Genomic DNA, 17,329 nt, shown 5'->3' with positions numbered 1-17,329 from the left:
TAGTGAACAAGTGCTGCCCAAGAGGAATTAGAATGACGGACACAAGCTTGCAATCCAATACAGCGTTAGAGAACGAAACGACCCACTTTGGTTTCACCACAGTGGCGAAAGAAGAAAAAGTGACCAAAGTTGCCGAAGTTTTCCACTCAGTGGCAGCGAAATACGACATCATGAACGACCTGATGTCAGGTGGTATTCACCGCCTTTGGAAGCGTTTTACGATCGATTGCAGTGGCGCTCGTCCTGGTCAGCGCATTCTGGATCTAGGTGGTGGTACGGGTGACCTAACCGCGAAATTCTCGCGTATTGTGGGTGACCAAGGCCACGTTGTTCTGGCAGATATTAACAACTCAATGCTGAATGTTGGCCGCGACAAACTGCGCGATAACGGCATTGTGGGTAACGTACACTACGTACAAGCAAACGCAGAAGAACTGCCTTTCCCAGATGATTACTTCGATGTGATCACCATCAGCTTCTGTCTTCGTAACGTAACCGACAAAGACAAAGCACTGCGTTCAATGTTTCGCGTCCTCAAGCCTGGTGGTCGTCTATTGGTTTTGGAATTCTCTAAACCAGTTCTCGAACCACTATCAAAAGTGTACGACGCGTACTCATTCCACCTATTGCCAAAAATGGGCGAATTGGTCGCGAATGACGCAGAAAGCTACCGCTACCTTGCTGAATCTATTCGCATGCACCCAGACCAAGAAACACTGGAAGGCATGATGCAGGACGCTGGCTTCGAAAACACCAAATACTACAACCTAACGGGTGGTATTGTGGCGTTGCACCGCGGTTACAAATTCTAAGGGTTAACGGCATGCCATTTGAACCTCTTATCACTGCTGTCATTGAAACTTCGCTGAACACACTGATTAAAGACGATCCTGCATTGGGTCGTCGTTTAGCGCGTCTCAAGGGCCAAGTTATCCAAGTTCACCTCAAAGAAATCGACAAGACGCTGACGTTTGTTTTCAGTCAGCAGATTGATGTGCTGGGTAACTACGAAGGTCAGCCTGACTGCTATCTCTCGTTGAACTTGAGCGTGCTGCCTGAGCTGCGTGACCAAGCCAACATCACTCGCTTGATTAAGCAAGACAAGCTTGAGCTTGAAGGTGATATTCAACTGGCGCAGAAATTTTCTCAGTTGATGACCGATTGCAAACCGGACATTGAAGAGTGGTTATCTCGCGTAACAGGCGATGTAGTTGCACACACTTTGGTACAAGGCACCAAAAACGTGGGTGGTTTCTTCGTTTCTCAAGCGGAAAAACATCAGCGTCACCTTGCTCAAGTGGTCACAGAAGAGTGGAAATTGGCACCCGCACCATTGGAAGTCGCGTATTTTTGCGATCAAGTGGATGAGGTACGCAGCCAAGCTTCTCGCGTTGAAGCGCGTCTCAATGCTCTATTGAGCAAAGTTGGTTCGGATAAGCCAGCGCTGGAGAAACCATGACGCCAGCAGAATTAAAGCGCTTATACCACATCATCAAAGTGCAGCTGGAATACGGCTTGGATGAGTTGTTGCCCGATCATCAACTGACCAAAGCGCCATTATTGATGCGCAAGAGCCTATTCTGGATAAAGAACCAACACCCAGAAAAACCGCTTGGCGAACGCTTACGTCTTGCGCTGCAAGAACTTGGCCCAGTGTGGATTAAGTTCGGTCAGATGATGTCAACGCGCCGCGACTTATTTCCTCCGCATATCGCCGATCCACTGGCGCTGTTGCAAGACCAAGTTGCACCGTTTGACGGCGAGCTGGCCAAGCAGCAGATGGAAAAAGCGTTAGGTGGGCCGTTAGAGAACTGGTTTACCGAGTTTGACATCAAACCGCTGGCGTCAGCGTCCATCGCACAGGTGCATACTGCGCGATTAAAAGACACTAACCAAGAAGTGGTATTAAAGGTTATCCGTCCAGATATTCGCCCGGTCATTGATTCAGATCTAAAACTGATGCACCGAATGGCGCGTATAGTCGCCGGAGCGATGCCTGAAGCACGTCGTTTAAAACCCGTTGAAGTCGTACGCGAGTACGAAAAAACCTTGCTCGACGAGCTCGATTTACGTCGTGAAGCGGCGAATGCCATTCAACTGCGTCGTAACTTCGAAGGCAGCGAAGAATTGTATGTTCCTGAAGTTTTTCCTGACTTCAGTAATGAAACTGTCATGGTTTCTGAGCGAATATATGGCATCCAAGTCTCTGATATTGAAGGCTTGGAAGCAAATGGCACCAATATGAAGTTGCTGGCGGAACGTGGTGTGAGTGTGTTCTTCACTCAGGTGTTCCGAGACAGTTTCTTTCATGCCGATATGCATCCCGGGAATGTGTTCGTTAAACCTGAACACCCAGAGAACCCAATGTGGATCGGGCTAGATTGCGGGATCGTTGGTACACTTAATAGTGAAGACAAGCGTTATCTGGCGGAAAACTTCCTCGCGTTTTTCAATCGTGACTATCGCCGAGTGGCGGAGTTGCACGTTGATTCAGGCTGGGTTCCGGCAGATACCAATGTCGATGAATTTGAGTTCGCGATTCGCATTGTGTGTGAGCCAATTTTTGCTAAGCCACTGTGTGAAATCTCCTTTGGCCACGTGCTGTTGAACCTGTTCAACACCGCACGTCGCTTTAATATGGAAGTGCAACCTCAATTAGTGCTGCTGCAAAAAACGCTGCTGTACGTTGAGGGGCTTGGTAGACAATTATATCCGCAGCTCGATTTGTGGGAGACCGCAAAGCCATTCCTTGAAGAATGGATGATGAATCAAGTGGGCCCGCAAGCTTTGGTTAATTCAATCAAAGATCGCGCGCCATTTTGGGCGGAGAAATTGCCGGAACTGCCGGAGCTACTTTACGATAGCCTCAAACAGGGTAAAGCGATGAACCAGCGTATGGATCAGCTTTATCAAGGTTATCGCCAAAGTAAGCGCCAGCAGGCGACAGGAAAGTTTTTATTTGGCGTTGGCGCCACTTTAGTCGTATGCTCGGCAATATTGGTGGATAACGCTTATGAGCAGCTTTCGATGGCCAGCGGTATCGCAGGTGTCACATTTTGGCTGCTTAGTTGGCGAGCTTATCGTCAATAGACGTTAAACTCTTGAAATAATTTTGTTTAAAGACCCGAGGTAAAAAGAATGGGTGGTATCAGTGTTTGGCAACTTCTAATCATTGCTGTAATTGTTGTATTGCTATTCGGAACTAAGAAACTACGTGGCATCGGTGGCGATCTAGGTAGTGCCGTTAAGGGCTTCAAAAAAGCAATGAGCGATGAAGATTCTGCGAAAAATGAAAAAGACGCAGACTTCGAGCCAAAAAGTTTAGAAAAACAGCAGCAAAAAGAAGCTGCACCTGAAACTAAAAAAGACAAAGAGCAGGCATAAAACGTGTTTGATATCGGTTTTTGGGAACTGGTATTAATATCTGTTGTTGGTCTGGTCGTTCTTGGACCGGAGCGTTTGCCTCATGCTATTCGAAGCGTGTCTCGCTTTATCGGTGCTGCTAAGAATATGGCAAATAGCGTTAAAGACGAATTGTCGCACGAGCTAAAAGTCCAAGAGCTGCAAGAAAACTTGCGCAAAGCTGAGCAAATGGGGATGGAAGATTTATCTCCTGAGCTCAAATCTTCGGTCGAAGAACTGAAGAAAGCGGCGCAATCTGTAAACCGCCCTTACGCTGATAAGGCGCAATCAGAAACGGAAACTGCAAAAGCAGAACCTGTGACTGAAAGTGCAGAAAAAGTGGAAGAGATTAAGGTTTCAGCGGCAGATAAGAAAGCCGAATAGTCTCATTAGGAGGAGCTACTAGTGACTGGTAGCTCCTTTTTGATCTGATTTTTAATAAGAGGTTTGCCATGTCTACCGTCGAGCAGACACAGCCTTTAATTAGTCATTTGTTGGAGCTTCGCAACCGACTACTGCGTTCAATTTTGGCAGTGTTGGTGGTGTTTGTCGGGCTAATTTATTTCTCTAACCACATTTATGAGTTTATCTCCGCACCTTTGGTTGAACGTTTACCAGAAGGCGCGACGATGATCGCAACCGATGTGGCATCACCATTTTTCACCCCTCTAAAACTGACGCTTATCGCTTCAGTATTTGTTGCGGTGCCGTTTATTTTGTATCAGGTTTGGGCCTTTGTTGCGCCAGGTCTGTACAAGCACGAACGTCGTTTGATCATGCCATTGCTGTTTTCTAGCTCGTTGCTGTTTTACTGTGGCGTGGCCTTTGCGTATTACGTGGTATTTCCACTGGTATTTGGCTTCTTTACTGCGATTTCTCTCGGTGGGGTTGAGTTTGCGACCGATATTTCGAGCTACCTAGATTTTGTGCTGGCGCTGTTTATGGCGTTTGGTATTGCGTTCGAAGTGCCCGTGGCGATTATCCTACTTTGTTGGACTGGGGCGACCACGCCGCAAGACCTAAAAGAGAAGCGTCCATACATTATTGTGGCTGCGTTCGTTGTCGGCATGCTGCTGACGCCGCCAGACATGATTTCGCAGACGTTACTTGCGATCCCAATGTGTTTACTGTTTGAGGTTGGTCTGTTCTTTGCTCGTTTTTACACTCGTAAAGATGAGGAAGAAGAGGAGTAATCCTTCAGTGTTTAGACAGTAAAAAGCGGCTCAAATGAGCCGCTTTTTTATTGCGGTTGGTTTGCTATTTTGGGCTAACTACTTAACTTTCAACACGTAACCACATTTAGTACAGACATAAACTTCTTTGATGCCTAGCAGCTTTTGAAAAAAGTTGCGTGGTACGCGTTGCAAGTAAGCACCATGTGTACACATTTCAATATCCGTATTCATGTTGTTTTACACCTGTGCTAAGACGTAGGCGAATAGCAGTATAAGAAAAGAATGTGTCGAGTTGTCGACAGTCACAAGAAGCGTACTGATGGAATACGTATGATGCGAAGTGGGTAGGGTTACAAGTTAATAGTTATGTCTATCAACACTACAGTATTGCTGGTTGAATCGTTTCAGGTTTGGCCTGTTCACCCAATCGTTTAGGCAATAAAAAGCGACCTAGTGTGGCCGCTTGTTGCGTTTGTTGTCTTGCTTAAATCTTGAATAAGCTTTTTGCATTTTCCGTGGTGATAGCATCTATGGTTGCGACCTCTTCGCCACGCAAGTCTGCCACTCGCTGCGCGACGAGCGATGTGTAAGCTGGCTCATTGCGTTTACCGCGATGCGGCACTGGCGCCAAATATGGGCAGTCTGTTTCTAAGATGACCCATTGCATGTCTAAGTGTGGGATGACTTGGTCCATGCCGCCGTTTTTAAACGTCGATACACCGCCTAAACCAAGGTGGAAGCCCAACTCGTTAATTGCTCGCGCCTCTTCTAAGCTGCCACCAAAACAATGGAACACGCCACGCAGGCGACCGTCTTGCTCTTGACGAAGCAGAGTCAGCGTTTCTTCGATGGAATCGCGGGTGTGGATCACCACAGGTAAATCCATCTCTTTTGCCCAATTGAGTTGGGTGACGAAAGCCATCTCTTGCTCTGCTTGGTGGGTTTTATCCCAATACAGGTCGATGCCGATTTCGCCCACGGCGATAAAGTTGTGTTTTTCGAACCAGCCTCGGATGATTTCTAGCGTTTGATCAACGTTGCTATCAACGTAACATGGGTGCAAACCCATCATTGAGTGGCACACTTCCGGATACGCTGCTTCGGTCTGCAACATCGGTTCAATCGAGTCCAGATCGATATTCGGCAGCAAAATCTTAGTGATGCCTTGAGTTAAGGCGCGCTCAACCACTTCATCGCGGTCGTTATCAAATTCGCTCGCGTATATGTGCGCGTGGGTATCGATCATGGTCTTTCTCTGTACTTTGTCCGTTTGGTACGAGAAGTATACTTGAGTGTGAGTGCTGGGTCATTTTCAGTTTTTTTCATCGCCTTTTTCCAGATTGTCACTCGCAAGGTGCATCAAGAGTGATATGATTTTGTTCACCAGATGATTTGATCATCATAACCGTCCAGACAAGGAGAAAATGGTGTCTGTATCAATTCAAGGTCCATTCCCTGCACGCCGTATGCGTCGTTTACGTAAACACGATTTTAGTCGTCGTTTGATGGCTGAGAACCAACTTTCCGTGAATGATCTGATTTACCCAATGTTCATCCTTATGGGTAAAGATCGTCGTGAGAGCGTGGAATCCATGCCGGGTGTAGAGCGTTTGTCGATTGATTTAATGCTAGAAGAAGCACAATACCTCGCAAATCTAGGCGTTCCTGCCATCGCGCTTTTCCCTGTCGTAAACCAAGACGCTAAAAGCTTATGCGCTACCGAAGCTTACAATCCAGAAGGTTTGGTTCAGCGCGCAGTGCGTGCACTAAAAGAGCACGTGCCTCAAATTGGTGTGATTACAGACGTCGCACTAGACCCGTTCACCACACATGGCCAAGACGGCATCATTGATGAAGATGGCTATGTGATGAACGATGAAACCACCGAAGTGCTAGTAAAGCAGGCATTGTCTCATGCCGAAGCGGGCGCAGATGTGGTTGCGCCATCAGACATGATGGATGGTCGTATCGGTGCAATCCGAGTTGCGCTAGAAGAAGCGGGCTACATTCATACTCAAATCATGGCTTACTCGGCTAAATACGCATCAAACTACTACGGCCCATTCCGTGATGCCGTCGGTTCTTCGTCTAATCTAAAAGGTGGTAACAAGAAAAACTACCAAATGGACCCAGCAAACATTGATGAAGCAATGCATGAAGTCGCAATGGACATCAATGAAGGGGCAGACATGGTGATGGTTAAGCCAGGTATGCCATACTTAGATGTAGTTCGCCGAGTGAAAACCGAGCTGCAAGTTCCGACATTTGCTTACCAAGTATCGGGCGAGTACGCGATGCACAAAGCGGCGATTCTTAATGGCTGGTTAAAAGAGCGCGAGACAGTAATGGAATCACTACTGTGCTTTAAGCGTGCGGGCGCCGATGGCATCCTGACGTACTTTGCAAAAGATGTAGCAGAGTGGTTAGCGGAAGAGAATGCACAAGCCGCTCAGCACCTAAAGATGGCTCGAGAAGCGACAGAAGAGTAATTATCGCTCAGTGAGAAAAACCAGACCGACAATAGTTGTTCGTCTGCATATACCCAAGTAACCTCAGGCGGATTACAAAAGGCTTGTATATCCCAAAAAATCCAAGGTGCTTGGGTATATTTATTTCTGGAGAAGAGAACAATGACAATGCTGATTCGTGAAGGCACGTTGGAAGAGGCACTTCAAGTGGTCACTCGAGTGAAAGAGTTTGCCAACGGAGAAACCTTAGATTCGATGTCACAGCGTCTTGGAGACAAAAACAGCCTAATCCTAGTGGCTGAGAAAAACGGTGCTATTGTCGGTTTTAAAATCGGCTACGAACTGGATGAAGACACCTTCTATAGTTGGTTTGGTGGTGTTGCGCCGCAAGCTCGAAATGAGGGAGTCGCGCAGATGTTGTTAGAGGCTCAAGAAGAATGGGTCGCAGAACAAGGCTATAAAACACTAAAAGTGAAATCTCGAAACCAATTTCCTGCCATGCTCAGATTGTTGTTGAGAAATGGATATCTTATTGAAAAATTTGAAGAAAAAATTAATCTTCGTGAATCGAGAGTGCATTTTATTAAAGCAATGTGAAAATAAATGAGATTTTTTCTCATTTAACTGTTGACTGTCAAATGAGAATCATTATTATTAATCCTGTCTTAGGGAATGAGGAAAGTTCACAAGGACGTTGAATTACTGATTAACAGAAGTTGATTAACTGGTGTTGAGAAGGTGATGAAACATTTATCCAAGAACTTGCACGAATTCTTTTTGACACGACATTGCTCACATTGCTTCCAGTGTAATTTATAGCTTCTTGGTTAAGCTGCCATGATATGGAACTGGCTTTACCACTTCTGCTAGGCGACCCAATTGGGTCGCTTTTTTCTTTTCTACGATTTCCATTTGACGTCACTATCCGTAACTTTTCCACATGACATGATCATTTTAAGATTGTTGATCTTCTCGCCTTGTTTAAAAATAGTCCTTTAAAAACAATAATATATATTTGTATTTTTTTGTCTTTTCTATCATTGCACAATCTGTGGATAATTTATATAAACAGAGTTATCCACAGATGGTGGTAGTTTTCTTGAATAAATCGGAAAATTTCCGCGATCTGGATCGAACGAACAAGATAGATTCGGATCAGCAGTCATGGCATCCTAGGCAGATCTATTAAGTACTGATTTGGATACAGACAATTATGGCAAGTATTCCTGAAAATCCGCTGATTCTTATCGACGGTTCTTCTTACCTATATCGCGCTTTTCACGCTTACCCGGGCACGATGAGTAATGGTGAAATCCCAACCAACGCAGTTTACGGTGTGGTGAACATGCTACGCAGTATGATGCGTCAATTTGCGTCTGAGCGTATTGCGGTGGTGTTTGATGCGAAGGGTAAAACCTTCCGTGATGAGATGTATTCAGAATACAAAGCGAATCGTCCACCAATGCCGGACGATCTGCGTTGCCAAATTGAACCATTGCACAACGTTATTCGTGCGATGGGTTTGCCGTTGATCTGCGTTCCTGGCGTGGAAGCAGATGACGTCATCGGTACGTTGGCTTACCAAGCCTCGCAACAAGGCATGCCTGTTTTAATCAGTACTGGCGATAAAGATATGGCTCAGCTGGTGGATGACAACATTACCTTGATCAACACCATGACGAACGTCGTGATGGATCGTGAAGGGGTGGTGGAAAAATTTGGTATTCCGCCAGAGTTGATCATCGACTATCTAGCATTGATGGGCGATAAAGTCGATAACATCCCTGGTGTACCGGGTGTGGGCGACAAAACGGCGACCGCTTTGTTGCAAGGCATTGGTGGCCTGACTAAGTTGTACGAAAATCTGGATGATATCGCGGCACTTGGTTTCCGCGGTTCGAAAACCATGGCGAAGAAGCTGGTCGACAACAAAGACAACGCTATGCTGTCTTATGAGCTGGCTACCATCAAGCTGGATGTGGAACTGGAAGAAACACCAGAGTCGCTACTGAAAGCAGAGCCAAACAAAGACGAATTGATCAAACTGTATGGTCAGTTGACGTTTAAGTCTTGGCTGAACGAATTGCTTGAAGGCGGCTCAGGCACTGTCGAAGCGGTTGAACTTGCAGGCTCTGCGCAAGCATCATCTTCTTCTTCGCATGCTGAAATGGAAACCTCAGCGGTAACGATTGATCGCAGTCAGTACGAAACCATTTTGGACGAAGCTTCTTTCAATGCGTGGCTAGAAAAACTCAAAGCGGCAGAGCTGTTTGCTTTTGATACCGAAACGGACAGCCTTGATTACATGGTGGCGAACCTTGTTGGTTTGTCATTTGCTATCGATGAAGGTATTGCGGCTTATGTCCCTGTCGCACACGATTATTTGGATGCGCCAGAGCAACTGGATCGAGATTGGGTTCTCGAGCAGCTGAAACCGATTCTTGAAGACGACGCTCAAGCGAAAGTCGGTCAGAACCTAAAATACGACGCGTCTGTGCTGGCACGTTACGGCATCGAGATGAAAGGCATCAAATACGACACCATGTTGGCGTCTTACGTTTACAACAGCGTAGGCGGCAAACACGACATGGACAGCTTGGCACTTCGTTTCCTACAACACAGCTGCATTTCATTCGAACAAATCGCGGGTAAAGGTAAAAACCAACTGACCTTCAACCAAATTGAGCTTGAGCAAGCATCGCCATACGCAGCAGAAGATGCAGACGTCACGCTTCGCCTGCACAATCGTCTGTTTGCTAACATCGAACAAGATGAAAAGCTAAAATCGGTTTACGAAGAAATCGAAATGCCGCTAGTCCCTGTTTTGTCTCGCATTGAGCGCACTGGTGTTCTGATTGATGACATGAAGCTGAGCGCTCAATCGGTAGAAATCGCGGCCCGTTTAGAAGAGCTTGAACAAAAAGCTTACGAAATCGCAGAACAAGAGTTCAACATGAACTCGCCGAAGCAGCTGCAAGCTATCCTATTTGAAAAAATGGGCCTACCTGTTGTGAAAAAAACGCCATCTGGCACACCTTCAACCAATGAAGAGGTGTTGCAAGAGCTTGCGTTGGATTACCCACTGCCAAAACTGATCCTAGAATACCGTGGCTTAGCGAAGCTGAAGTCGACATACACAGACAAGCTGCCGAAGATGATCAACCCTTCAACTGGTCGTGTACATACCTCTTACCATCAAGCGGTGACTGCGACAGGTCGTTTGTCGTCTACTGATCCAAACTTGCAGAACATTCCAATCCGTAACGAAGAAGGTCGTCGTATTCGTCAGGCGTTTGTAGCTCCTGCTGGTTACAAGATTCTGGCTGTCGACTACTCGCAAATCGAGCTGCGTATTATGGCGCACCTTTCTGGCGACCAAGCGCTGCTTGATGCCTTCCGCGACGGTAAAGACATTCACGCCGCAACCGCAGCAGAAATCATGGGAGTGTCTATTGATCAGGTATCAAGTGAGCAGCGTCGCCGTGCAAAAGCGGTGAACTTTGGTCTGATTTACGGCATGAGCGCATTCGGCTTGGCAAAACAGCTGGGCATTCCTCGTGGTGAAGCGCAAGCATATATGGACAAGTACTTCGAGCGTTACCCAGGTGTAATGCAGTACATGGAAGACACGCGCAGCGCAGCAGCTGATAAAGGTTATGTCGAAACCATTTTTGGTCGACGTTTGCATCTGCCAGAAATCAAATCGCGTAATGGTATGCGTCGTAAAGCAGCAGAACGAGCGGCGATCAATGCGCCAATGCAAGGCACTGCAGCGGACATTATTAAGAAAGCGATGCTGCTAGTGGATCAATGGATTCAAGAAGAAGGCAATGGTTGCGTAAAACTTTTGATGCAAGTACACGATGAACTGGTATTTGAAGTCGAAGAGTCGTCTTTGTCCGAAATTGAAAGTAAAGTACAAAAATTGATGGAATCTGCAGCAGAGTTGAAAGTGCCTTTGGTGGCAGAAGCTGGTCACGGTGACAACTGGGATCAAGCACACTAATCATTTTTAAATCAATTTGGTCGATTTAGTATGAGCCAGCGCACAAACGCTGGCTTTTTTGTGTCATTAAAAAAGCAACTTGGATTTGAAAATTAATGTTGCTTAATAAAACTTTCATGAAAAAAAACTACAAAAAATCTTTGCAATTCTGACCAATTGTTGTACATTAGATCGCGTAGGGTACAGAGGTAAGATGTTCTATCTTTCAGACCTTTTGTTTCACGTTATTGGATTAGGCTGATTCAGCCGCCCCAGTCAGTTTTTGACTGGGGCGTTTTTTATTGGGCGAAAGAAAAATTCCTTTTAACTCAGTTTCTTATCCATTTTGGCGCTGTCCTCGCAATTCTCTCTCGCTAACTATTTGCTTCCACTGATTTTTTGTCGTTATTTCTTCGACTCATTCATCCTGTAAATTTACGCCATTCACACTATTATTTTTTCTCGAAAGAAAGTAAGTCGGCCTTTCTGAGGGCTGAAACTTATCTAACTTATTGAATTTAATTTTCTTTATTAATGTTTGGTACACGAAAAGGCTCAAAATTAGAAAAGCAGATGACTTTTTGAACTATTGAAATCATTCGATAGTTCAGTAATGCTTTGCAACATAACAATAATTACCAATTTTTCTCTCCCGTTATCCCTGCCAGGAAGGTGGGGATTTTTATTGCCTGAAATTCCGGTTTTTGCTTTGTTTAGATAAACAAAAGCCCCACCAAATGGCGGGGCTGTGTCGAAAAAATTTAACAAATATTGTTAATTATTCTTCGTTGCTCTCTGGCATCTCTAGATCGTCTTCTTCAATCAGATGAGCCAATGCTGGTGCAAACCAGGTATCCAGTTTCGCGCGCAGCTGATCGACCCCTAATCCTTTTAAAGAAGAGAAAACATCAACCGAAACGTCACCACCGAAAGTTTCCACTTGTTTGCGAATTTTCAGAAGTGTCTGTTTACGTGCGCCACTTTTTAGCTTATCAGCTTTAGTTAGCAACACTTGTACTGGAATACGGCTATCGATCGCCCAGAAAATCATTTGCTGGTCGAGATCTTTCATTGGGTGACGAATGTCCATCAGAACCACTAGGCCTTTTAGGCACTCGCGTTTCTGTAGGTATTCACCTAAAGATTTCTGCCATTTGTTTTTCATCTCTACCGGTACTTGAGCAAAACCATATCCCGGTAGATCGACAATGTGACAACCTTCTTCTACTTTGAATAGGTTGATCAATTGGGTACGACCAGGTGTTTTTGATGTCTTGGCTAAGCTTTTTTGATTAGTTAGACGGTTAAGTGCACTCGATTTACCAGCGTTTGAGCGTCCTGCAAACGCAATTTCGACACCTTCGTCCTCCGGTAAGTGGCGAATATCGGGCGCGCTGGTGATGAAATGCGTATTTTGGTAATGAATTTTTACGCTCACTGTTAACTCCATCTCGACTTTGTGTAGTCGATTGATTACTTTTTTGTGAAATTGTGTAAAATAACCGTGCTCGGCATAAGGTCGCCTATTGTACCATGAGTGTACGCGGTATGTTCACATTCCGTGGTACTGGAAGCTTGATAATTATAATGGAATGTCATGAAGAAATTAGCGCTAATTTTGAGTCTTTTAGCCAGTTGCTCAGTATGGGCCCAAGGTAATATTGAGGCTGGTAAAGCAAAATCACAAACCTGTGTCGCCTGTCACGGAGCAGATGGCAACAGTGCAATCGCAATGTACCCTAAACTAGCAGGCCAACACGCTAAGTATCTTGAGAAGCAGTTAAAAGATCTTAAGCTAGGTATGACAAGTGGTGGTAAACAAGGTCGTTACGATCCTGTAATGAGTGGCATGGCAATGCCGCTAAGCGATGAAGACATCGCAGATCTTGCAGCATACTACTCTTCTCTACCAACTTCAGAAAGCTCGACACCTGAAGATGTGGTAGCAAAAGGTAAAGTGCTTTACACCGCGGGTGATGCAGAGCGTGGTCTAACGGCATGTATGGCATGTCACGGTCCGCGTGGTAACGGTACTGAGCTTTCAGGTTTCCCTAAAATTTCTGGTCAGCACGCTGACTACATCAAAGCTCAGTTAGAAAAATTCCGTGATGGTAACCGTGGCAACGATATGAATGCCATGATGCGTGACATCGCGAAGAAAATGACAGATGAAGATATCGAAGTTCTGTCGAAATACGTTGGCGGTCTGCACTGATACCCCTACATAGTTCGAGCAAAGTTGTACAAAAATGCCCCAGCGATTTCGCTGGGGCATTTTTGTTGGTGATGTGGCTCACACGTGATTTTTGAGGGTGTCATCGATATCTGCTCGAAAGCTTGTAAGACATTTGCCATACCTTCGATTGCGAATGTCTTCTTCTTATTTTTAACCTTTTGATTAATTGATGTTTTTAATTTTTTCGAAAAAATCATCGCTAATATTTCCTGCCGCTAACTTGTGAGTGCGTCGGGATTACGTAAAGTAGAAAGCGTTCACAGGGGGTGAATTGCAGGATTTCAGACCACGGATTCAAGGTCTTCATGGACGCAAGCTAGGATAGCTTGGTGATCGGAAAACGGAATTAGGTAGGCAAGGAGCCTGCTCGATACGGATGGTCATCTCGTCTTATGGTTAAGACAGTGGAAAGGATCAGGCACAGGAAGTTGCTCAGAAGACAGGAAGTAAAGGGATAGCCAAAACTCATCAGGAAGATGAAAAACAACACTTTTTGGCAAGGAAAGCACGAAAAACAAAAGGATTCTTGGTGCACTAAATGCGTGCAACACAGTTTCGCCACTTGATGGCACTTAGAAAGCGACAGTTTGACTGTCGCTTTTTTTATGCCGTTTTTTCTCGGCAACCACCAATCTGAAGAGGGATTACTACACTGATGCCTTTCGATGGGTTCTTAAACAAAGTTTTTTAACAAAAACTGCTGAAAAAGTATTCAGTGCCTCTCCAATCTGAGTCCACTTTCTGGTATGTTTCGCATCCCTGTTTGAGGAAGTCAGCATGCATACCTGTCCTTTATGCCACAATCAGCATACTCGTCACTATTTTGAAGATAAGCATCGCGAATATCTTCAATGTGAGCAGTGCTACTTGGTATTCGTTAATCCAGACCAACGTTTGGATGCGGAAACTGAAAAAGCTCACTATGATTTGCATGAGAACAACCCAGAAGATATGGGCTATCGACGTTTTTTGTCGCGTATTGCTAACCCAATCACAGAGCGAATTTCACCACAATCGAACGGAATCGACTTTGGTTGTGGTCCGGGCCCGACGCTTTCCTTAATGCTAGAAGAAGCAGGGCACAACATGGCGTTGTACGATATTTACTATCACCCAGATACTGCGGTGCTAGAAAAGCAGTATGACTTCATGACAGCGACAGAGGTGATAGAGCACCTCTACCATCCCGATGTGGTGTGGAAGCAATGGTTGAATTTAGTTAAGCCAGGGGGCTGGATTGGCCTGATGACGAAAATGGTCATCGACGTGGAGGCTTTTAAATCATGGCACTATAAGAATGACCCAACTCATGTGGTGTTTTTTAGTCGTGATACCTTCCAGTTCCTTGCTGAGCGGGATAAGCTCGAACTCGAATTTATTGGTAATGATGTAATTTTACTGAGGAAGACCCAGTAATGAGCCGTAAAAAGAAATCTAGAAAGCCGGGTGCCGCTGGCGCACCTGAGTTTGTTGTAACTCGTAACCGTACCGAATCTGACGTTGAAGGCCGTCTACGCAAGCGCGCGAAAAAGCGTAAAGGCTTGAAGACAGGTAGCCGCAACTCAGAAGTTAACGAACAGAAAAAGCAATCTTCTGCGCAAAATCGTGACCCACGTTTAGGCAGCAAGAAGAAGATCCCTCTGATTGTTGAACCAGTGAAGAAGATGACGAAGCAAGAGCGTCGTCTATCTGCGGAACAAGAGCTAGAAATGCTAGAAAATGACGCGCAATTGAACGTGTTGTTGGATCGCATTGAAGCGGGTGAAAACCTAGGTACAGGTCTACAAAAATACGTGGATGAGAAGCTTGATCGTATTGAAAAGCTAATGGATCAACTTGGTCTGCTAGAACCTGAAGAAGAGGAAGATTTTACCGTTTCTTCTGCGAAAGGTTCTCGCAATGACGATGATTTATTAGCGGATTTCGACGATATTAACTTCGACGACTACAAAGGATAATTAAGCCATGAATGTAACCTTATTAGCTATTGCGGGTGCAGTGATCATTATCGCGCTGGCTTCTTATGCAGGTTACCTTCTGCTTCAATTGAAAAAGCAAAAGGAATTGCAGCTGAAGCATCAAAAGTTGGCGATTGATAAACGTAATGCCAACATTTTTGAGAATGTGCATACCTTGTGTCAGGCAGGCATTCAAGGCCAGTGCGATTTGTCGGAAATCAGTATTCGCGTGTACTGCATCATGGATTATGTTCAAGGTGAGAATCGTGTGAACTTCGACGAAGTGTACCCTGCAATTTCCGAGCTTTACCATATCGTAAAAGATATGGCGCGCGGTGAAGACCGTCAGCAACTTGCCAAGAAAGAACGTATGCAACAGAACCTGACGCGTCAGAAAGCGGAAAGCCGCTTAACAGATGCGATCATCGAGGAACTCAAAGTGTTGCAGACAAACGTCCAGCCACTGAATAATCAAATCAATATTCAGATGCTTTAACGATAATCCCCATTGGTTTGTTTTATGACCATTGGGGCTATCGTGATCACGCTAGCACTTCTTTGGATTTATAATTAAAAAGCCATCAGGTGTTGCCACGGTTGCCATCGTCGTATGGCAAAATAGCGATTCTGAATATCGGGTGACGGCTTTCGTTGCCCTAGCATTTAACGGAAAGTACCACCATGTCGAATCAACACACTGAATCGAAACAGCAAATCGTCTGGGATCAAGCGGTATTGGATAAGTACAACTATTCCGGTCCTCGCTACACGTCGTACCCAACGGCGCTGGAGTTTCATGAAGCGTTTACCATCTCAGACTATGATATGGCATGCACTCAGTACCCAGAGCGTCCGTTATCGCTGTACGTACACATTCCGTTTTGCCATAAGCTTTGCTACTACTGTGGTTGTAATAAAGTCATTACACGCCACTCGCACAAAGCGGATGAATACCTCGACGTGCTTGAACACGAAATTCGTCAACGTGCTGCATTGCTCGTTGGTCGCACCGTGACGCAATTGCATTTTGGTGGTGGTACACCGACGTTTCTATCTGAAAAGCAAATCACTCGCGTGATGAACTTGCTACGACAAGAATTTACATTCAGTGATGATGCAGAAATCAGCATTGAAGTAGACCCGCGTGAAATTCAGATCACCATGTTGGATCATCTTCGCAGTGAAGGCTTCAACCGCTTGAGCATCGGCGTTCAGGACTTCAACAAAGAAGTGCAAAAACTGGTGAATCGTGAGCAAGATGAAGAATTCATCTTTGCGATGGTGGCACGTGCGAAAGAGTTGGGTTTCCGTTCGACCAACCTCGATTTGATCTACGGTTTGCCGAAGCAGACCAAAGCATCTTTTGCGAAGACGTTAGAACAAGTGTTGGAAATGCAGCCGGGTCGTCTGTCGGTCTTTAACTACGCACACATGCCGCAATTGTTTGCTGCGCAGCGTAAGATTAAAGACGAAGATTTGCCAAAAGCAGAAGAGAAAATGGCAATTCTCCAAGACACGATCGCAACTTTGACGGGTGCTGGCTACCAGTTTATCGGCATGGACCATTTTGCGATGCCTGACGACGAACTCGCCGTTGCGCAGCGCGAAGGAGTGTTGCATCGCAACTTCCAAGGCTACACCACTCAAGGTGAGTGTGACTTGGTGGGCTTTGGTGTTTCTGCCATTTCAATGATTGGTGATGCGTACGCGCAAAACCAAAAAGAGCTCAAGAAGTACTACGCTCAAGTAAATGACCTTCGCCACGCATTGTGGAAAGGTGTCTCACTCGATTCGGATGACTTGCTCCGTCGTGAAGTCATTAAGCAGCTGATTTGTAACTTTAAGCTTGATAAAAAAGCGATCGAATCTGAATTCAGAGTGAAATTTGATCAGTACTTCAAAGAAGACCTGCAATTGCTGCAAACGTTTATCAATGATGAGTTGGTGGAAGTAGATGACAATGAAATTCGAGTAACACTGCGTGGTCGCCTGCTTATTCGTAACATCTGTATGAGCTTCGATAAATATCTGCGAGCAAAAGCGCGTCAGCAGCAATTCTCTCGCGTGATTTGATCATCGCTTGCCGATTCCAAATACAAAAAATG

Annotated in this window: 16 protein-coding genes; 14 read left to right on the top strand and 2 right to left on the bottom strand. The window is 45.4% G+C overall.

Annotated elements, in window-relative coordinates:
* Positions 1–32 precede the first annotated feature (32 nt).
* From ubiE to tatC, 6 genes are all read left to right on the top strand, one after another.
* Positions 33–812 (top strand): bifunctional demethylmenaquinone methyltransferase/2-methoxy-6-polyprenyl-1,4-benzoquinol methylase UbiE, encoded by a 780-nt coding sequence (ubiE, locus tag ACF8CV_RS22060; protein WP_005456853.1) that lies wholly within the window; start codon positions 33–35, stop codon positions 810–812.
* Between the two features lie 11 nt (positions 813–823).
* Positions 824–1,459 carry an SCP2 domain-containing protein gene (locus ACF8CV_RS22055; protein ID WP_005456848.1) on the top strand — a complete coding sequence of 212 codons (636 nt, stop codon included), beginning with the start codon at positions 824–826 and terminating at the stop codon, positions 1,457–1,459.
* Positions 1,456–3,090 (top strand): ubiquinone biosynthesis regulatory protein kinase UbiB, encoded by a 1,635-nt coding sequence (gene ubiB, locus ACF8CV_RS22050; RefSeq protein ID WP_015296064.1) that lies wholly within the window; start codon positions 1,456–1,458, stop codon positions 3,088–3,090. The genes ACF8CV_RS22055 and ubiB overlap by 4 nt, the downstream gene beginning before the upstream one ends.
* 48 nt (positions 3,091–3,138) lie before the next feature.
* Entirely contained in the window at positions 3,139–3,384 is a 246-nt protein-coding gene (tatA, locus tag ACF8CV_RS22045) for a Sec-independent protein translocase subunit TatA (RefSeq protein ID WP_005456852.1), read from the top strand.
* A gap of 3 nt (positions 3,385–3,387) precedes the next feature.
* Complete coding sequence (gene tatB, locus ACF8CV_RS22040) at positions 3,388–3,786, top strand: Sec-independent protein translocase protein TatB (RefSeq protein WP_005459768.1); 399 nt, start codon at positions 3,388–3,390, stop codon at positions 3,784–3,786.
* Between the two features lie 68 nt (positions 3,787–3,854).
* The gene (gene tatC, locus ACF8CV_RS22035; RefSeq protein WP_005459771.1) at positions 3,855–4,595 is read left to right on the top strand and encodes a twin-arginine translocase subunit TatC; all 741 of its coding nucleotides are present in this window, start codon (positions 3,855–3,857) and stop codon (positions 4,593–4,595) included.
* Between the two features lie 466 nt (positions 4,596–5,061).
* On the opposite strand, the gene ACF8CV_RS22030 is transcribed toward tatC, so the two are convergent.
* Positions 5,062–5,823 (bottom strand): TatD family hydrolase, encoded by a 762-nt coding sequence (locus tag ACF8CV_RS22030; RefSeq protein ID WP_021453370.1) that lies wholly within the window; start codon positions 5,821–5,823, stop codon positions 5,062–5,064.
* Positions 5,824–6,004: 181 nt separating this feature from the next.
* On the opposite strand from ACF8CV_RS22030, the gene hemB reads away from it, so the two are divergent.
* From hemB to polA, 3 genes are all read left to right on the top strand, one after another.
* Positions 6,005–7,066, top strand: coding sequence for a porphobilinogen synthase (gene hemB / locus ACF8CV_RS22025; protein ID WP_005489689.1), 1,062 nt, complete (start codon positions 6,005–6,007; stop codon positions 7,064–7,066).
* Positions 7,067–7,207: 141 nt separating this feature from the next.
* Positions 7,208–7,642, top strand: coding sequence for a GNAT family N-acetyltransferase (locus ACF8CV_RS22020; RefSeq protein WP_005459779.1), 435 nt, complete (start codon positions 7,208–7,210; stop codon positions 7,640–7,642).
* 616 nt (positions 7,643–8,258) lie between these two features.
* Entirely contained in the window at positions 8,259–11,051 is a 2,793-nt protein-coding gene (polA, locus tag ACF8CV_RS22015; protein ID WP_021822621.1) for a DNA polymerase I, read from the top strand.
* Between the two features lie 757 nt (positions 11,052–11,808).
* Here the strand turns inward: polA and yihA are convergent.
* Positions 11,809–12,468 carry a ribosome biogenesis GTP-binding protein YihA/YsxC gene (gene yihA, locus ACF8CV_RS22010; protein ID WP_005456829.1) on the bottom strand — a complete coding sequence of 220 codons (660 nt, stop codon included), beginning with the start codon at positions 12,466–12,468 and terminating at the stop codon, positions 11,809–11,811.
* A gap of 159 nt (positions 12,469–12,627) precedes the next feature.
* Between yihA and ACF8CV_RS22005 the strand changes: the two genes are divergently transcribed.
* The 5 genes from ACF8CV_RS22005 (at position 12,628) to hemN (ending at position 17,297) form a co-directional block, all read left to right on the top strand.
* Positions 12,628–13,245 (top strand): cytochrome c, encoded by a 618-nt coding sequence (locus tag ACF8CV_RS22005; protein WP_005478649.1) that lies wholly within the window; start codon positions 12,628–12,630, stop codon positions 13,243–13,245.
* A gap of 798 nt (positions 13,246–14,043) precedes the next feature.
* Entirely contained in the window at positions 14,044–14,682 is a 639-nt protein-coding gene (locus ACF8CV_RS22000; protein ID WP_171055970.1) for a class I SAM-dependent methyltransferase, read from the top strand.
* Positions 14,682–15,224, top strand: coding sequence for a Der GTPase-activating protein YihI (gene yihI, locus ACF8CV_RS21995; protein WP_015296069.1), 543 nt, complete (start codon positions 14,682–14,684; stop codon positions 15,222–15,224). Before ACF8CV_RS22000 ends, yihI begins: the two co-directional genes overlap by 1 nt.
* A 7-nt stretch (positions 15,225–15,231) precedes the next feature.
* Positions 15,232–15,720 carry a DUF2489 domain-containing protein gene (locus ACF8CV_RS21990; RefSeq protein WP_138938328.1) on the top strand — a complete coding sequence of 163 codons (489 nt, stop codon included), beginning with the start codon at positions 15,232–15,234 and terminating at the stop codon, positions 15,718–15,720.
* A gap of 185 nt (positions 15,721–15,905) precedes the next feature.
* A complete protein-coding gene (gene hemN / locus ACF8CV_RS21985) occupies positions 15,906–17,297 on the top strand; it encodes an oxygen-independent coproporphyrinogen III oxidase (protein ID WP_005496689.1) in 1,392 nt (463 codons plus the stop codon).
* The last annotated feature ends 32 nt before the right edge of the window (positions 17,298–17,329 follow it).

Origin of the sequence: Vibrio sp. zbq_1 (genome assembly GCF_043102935.1) — a bacterium.
In the GTDB taxonomy this organism is placed as follows: domain Bacteria; phylum Pseudomonadota; class Gammaproteobacteria; order Enterobacterales; family Vibrionaceae; genus Vibrio; species Vibrio parahaemolyticus.
The sequence above is the reverse complement of the archived record's forward strand: the minus strand, read 5'-3'. Positions and strand labels throughout refer to the sequence as shown.

Bases quoted from the DNA above. Each gene is read 5' to 3' on its own strand.
- ubiB (WP_015296064.1), top strand. From the start codon at position 1,456: ATGACGCCAGCAGAATTAAAGCGCTTATACCACATCATCAAAGTGCAG.
- tatA (WP_005456852.1), top strand. From the start codon at position 3,139: ATGGGTGGTATCAGTGTTTGGCAACTTCTAATCATTGCTGTAATTGTT.
- ubiE (WP_005456853.1), top strand. From the start codon at position 33: ATGACGGACACAAGCTTGCAATCCAATACAGCGTTAGAGAACGAAACG.
- hemN (WP_005496689.1), top strand. From the start codon at position 15,906: ATGTCGAATCAACACACTGAATCGAAACAGCAAATCGTCTGGGATCAA.
- ACF8CV_RS22020 (WP_005459779.1), top strand. From the start codon at position 7,208: ATGACAATGCTGATTCGTGAAGGCACGTTGGAAGAGGCACTTCAAGTG.
- yihI (WP_015296069.1), top strand. From the start codon at position 14,682: ATGAGCCGTAAAAAGAAATCTAGAAAGCCGGGTGCCGCTGGCGCACCT.
- polA (WP_021822621.1), top strand. From the start codon at position 8,259: ATGGCAAGTATTCCTGAAAATCCGCTGATTCTTATCGACGGTTCTTCT.
- ACF8CV_RS22030 (WP_021453370.1), bottom strand. From the start codon at position 5,823: ATGATCGATACCCACGCGCACATATACGCGAGCGAATTTGATAACGAC.
- ACF8CV_RS22005 (WP_005478649.1), top strand. From the start codon at position 12,628: ATGAAGAAATTAGCGCTAATTTTGAGTCTTTTAGCCAGTTGCTCAGTA.
- ACF8CV_RS22000 (WP_171055970.1), top strand. From the start codon at position 14,044: ATGCATACCTGTCCTTTATGCCACAATCAGCATACTCGTCACTATTTT.
- tatC (WP_005459771.1), top strand. From the start codon at position 3,855: ATGTCTACCGTCGAGCAGACACAGCCTTTAATTAGTCATTTGTTGGAG.
- ACF8CV_RS22055 (WP_005456848.1), top strand. From the start codon at position 824: ATGCCATTTGAACCTCTTATCACTGCTGTCATTGAAACTTCGCTGAAC.
- ACF8CV_RS21990 (WP_138938328.1), top strand. From the start codon at position 15,232: ATGAATGTAACCTTATTAGCTATTGCGGGTGCAGTGATCATTATCGCG.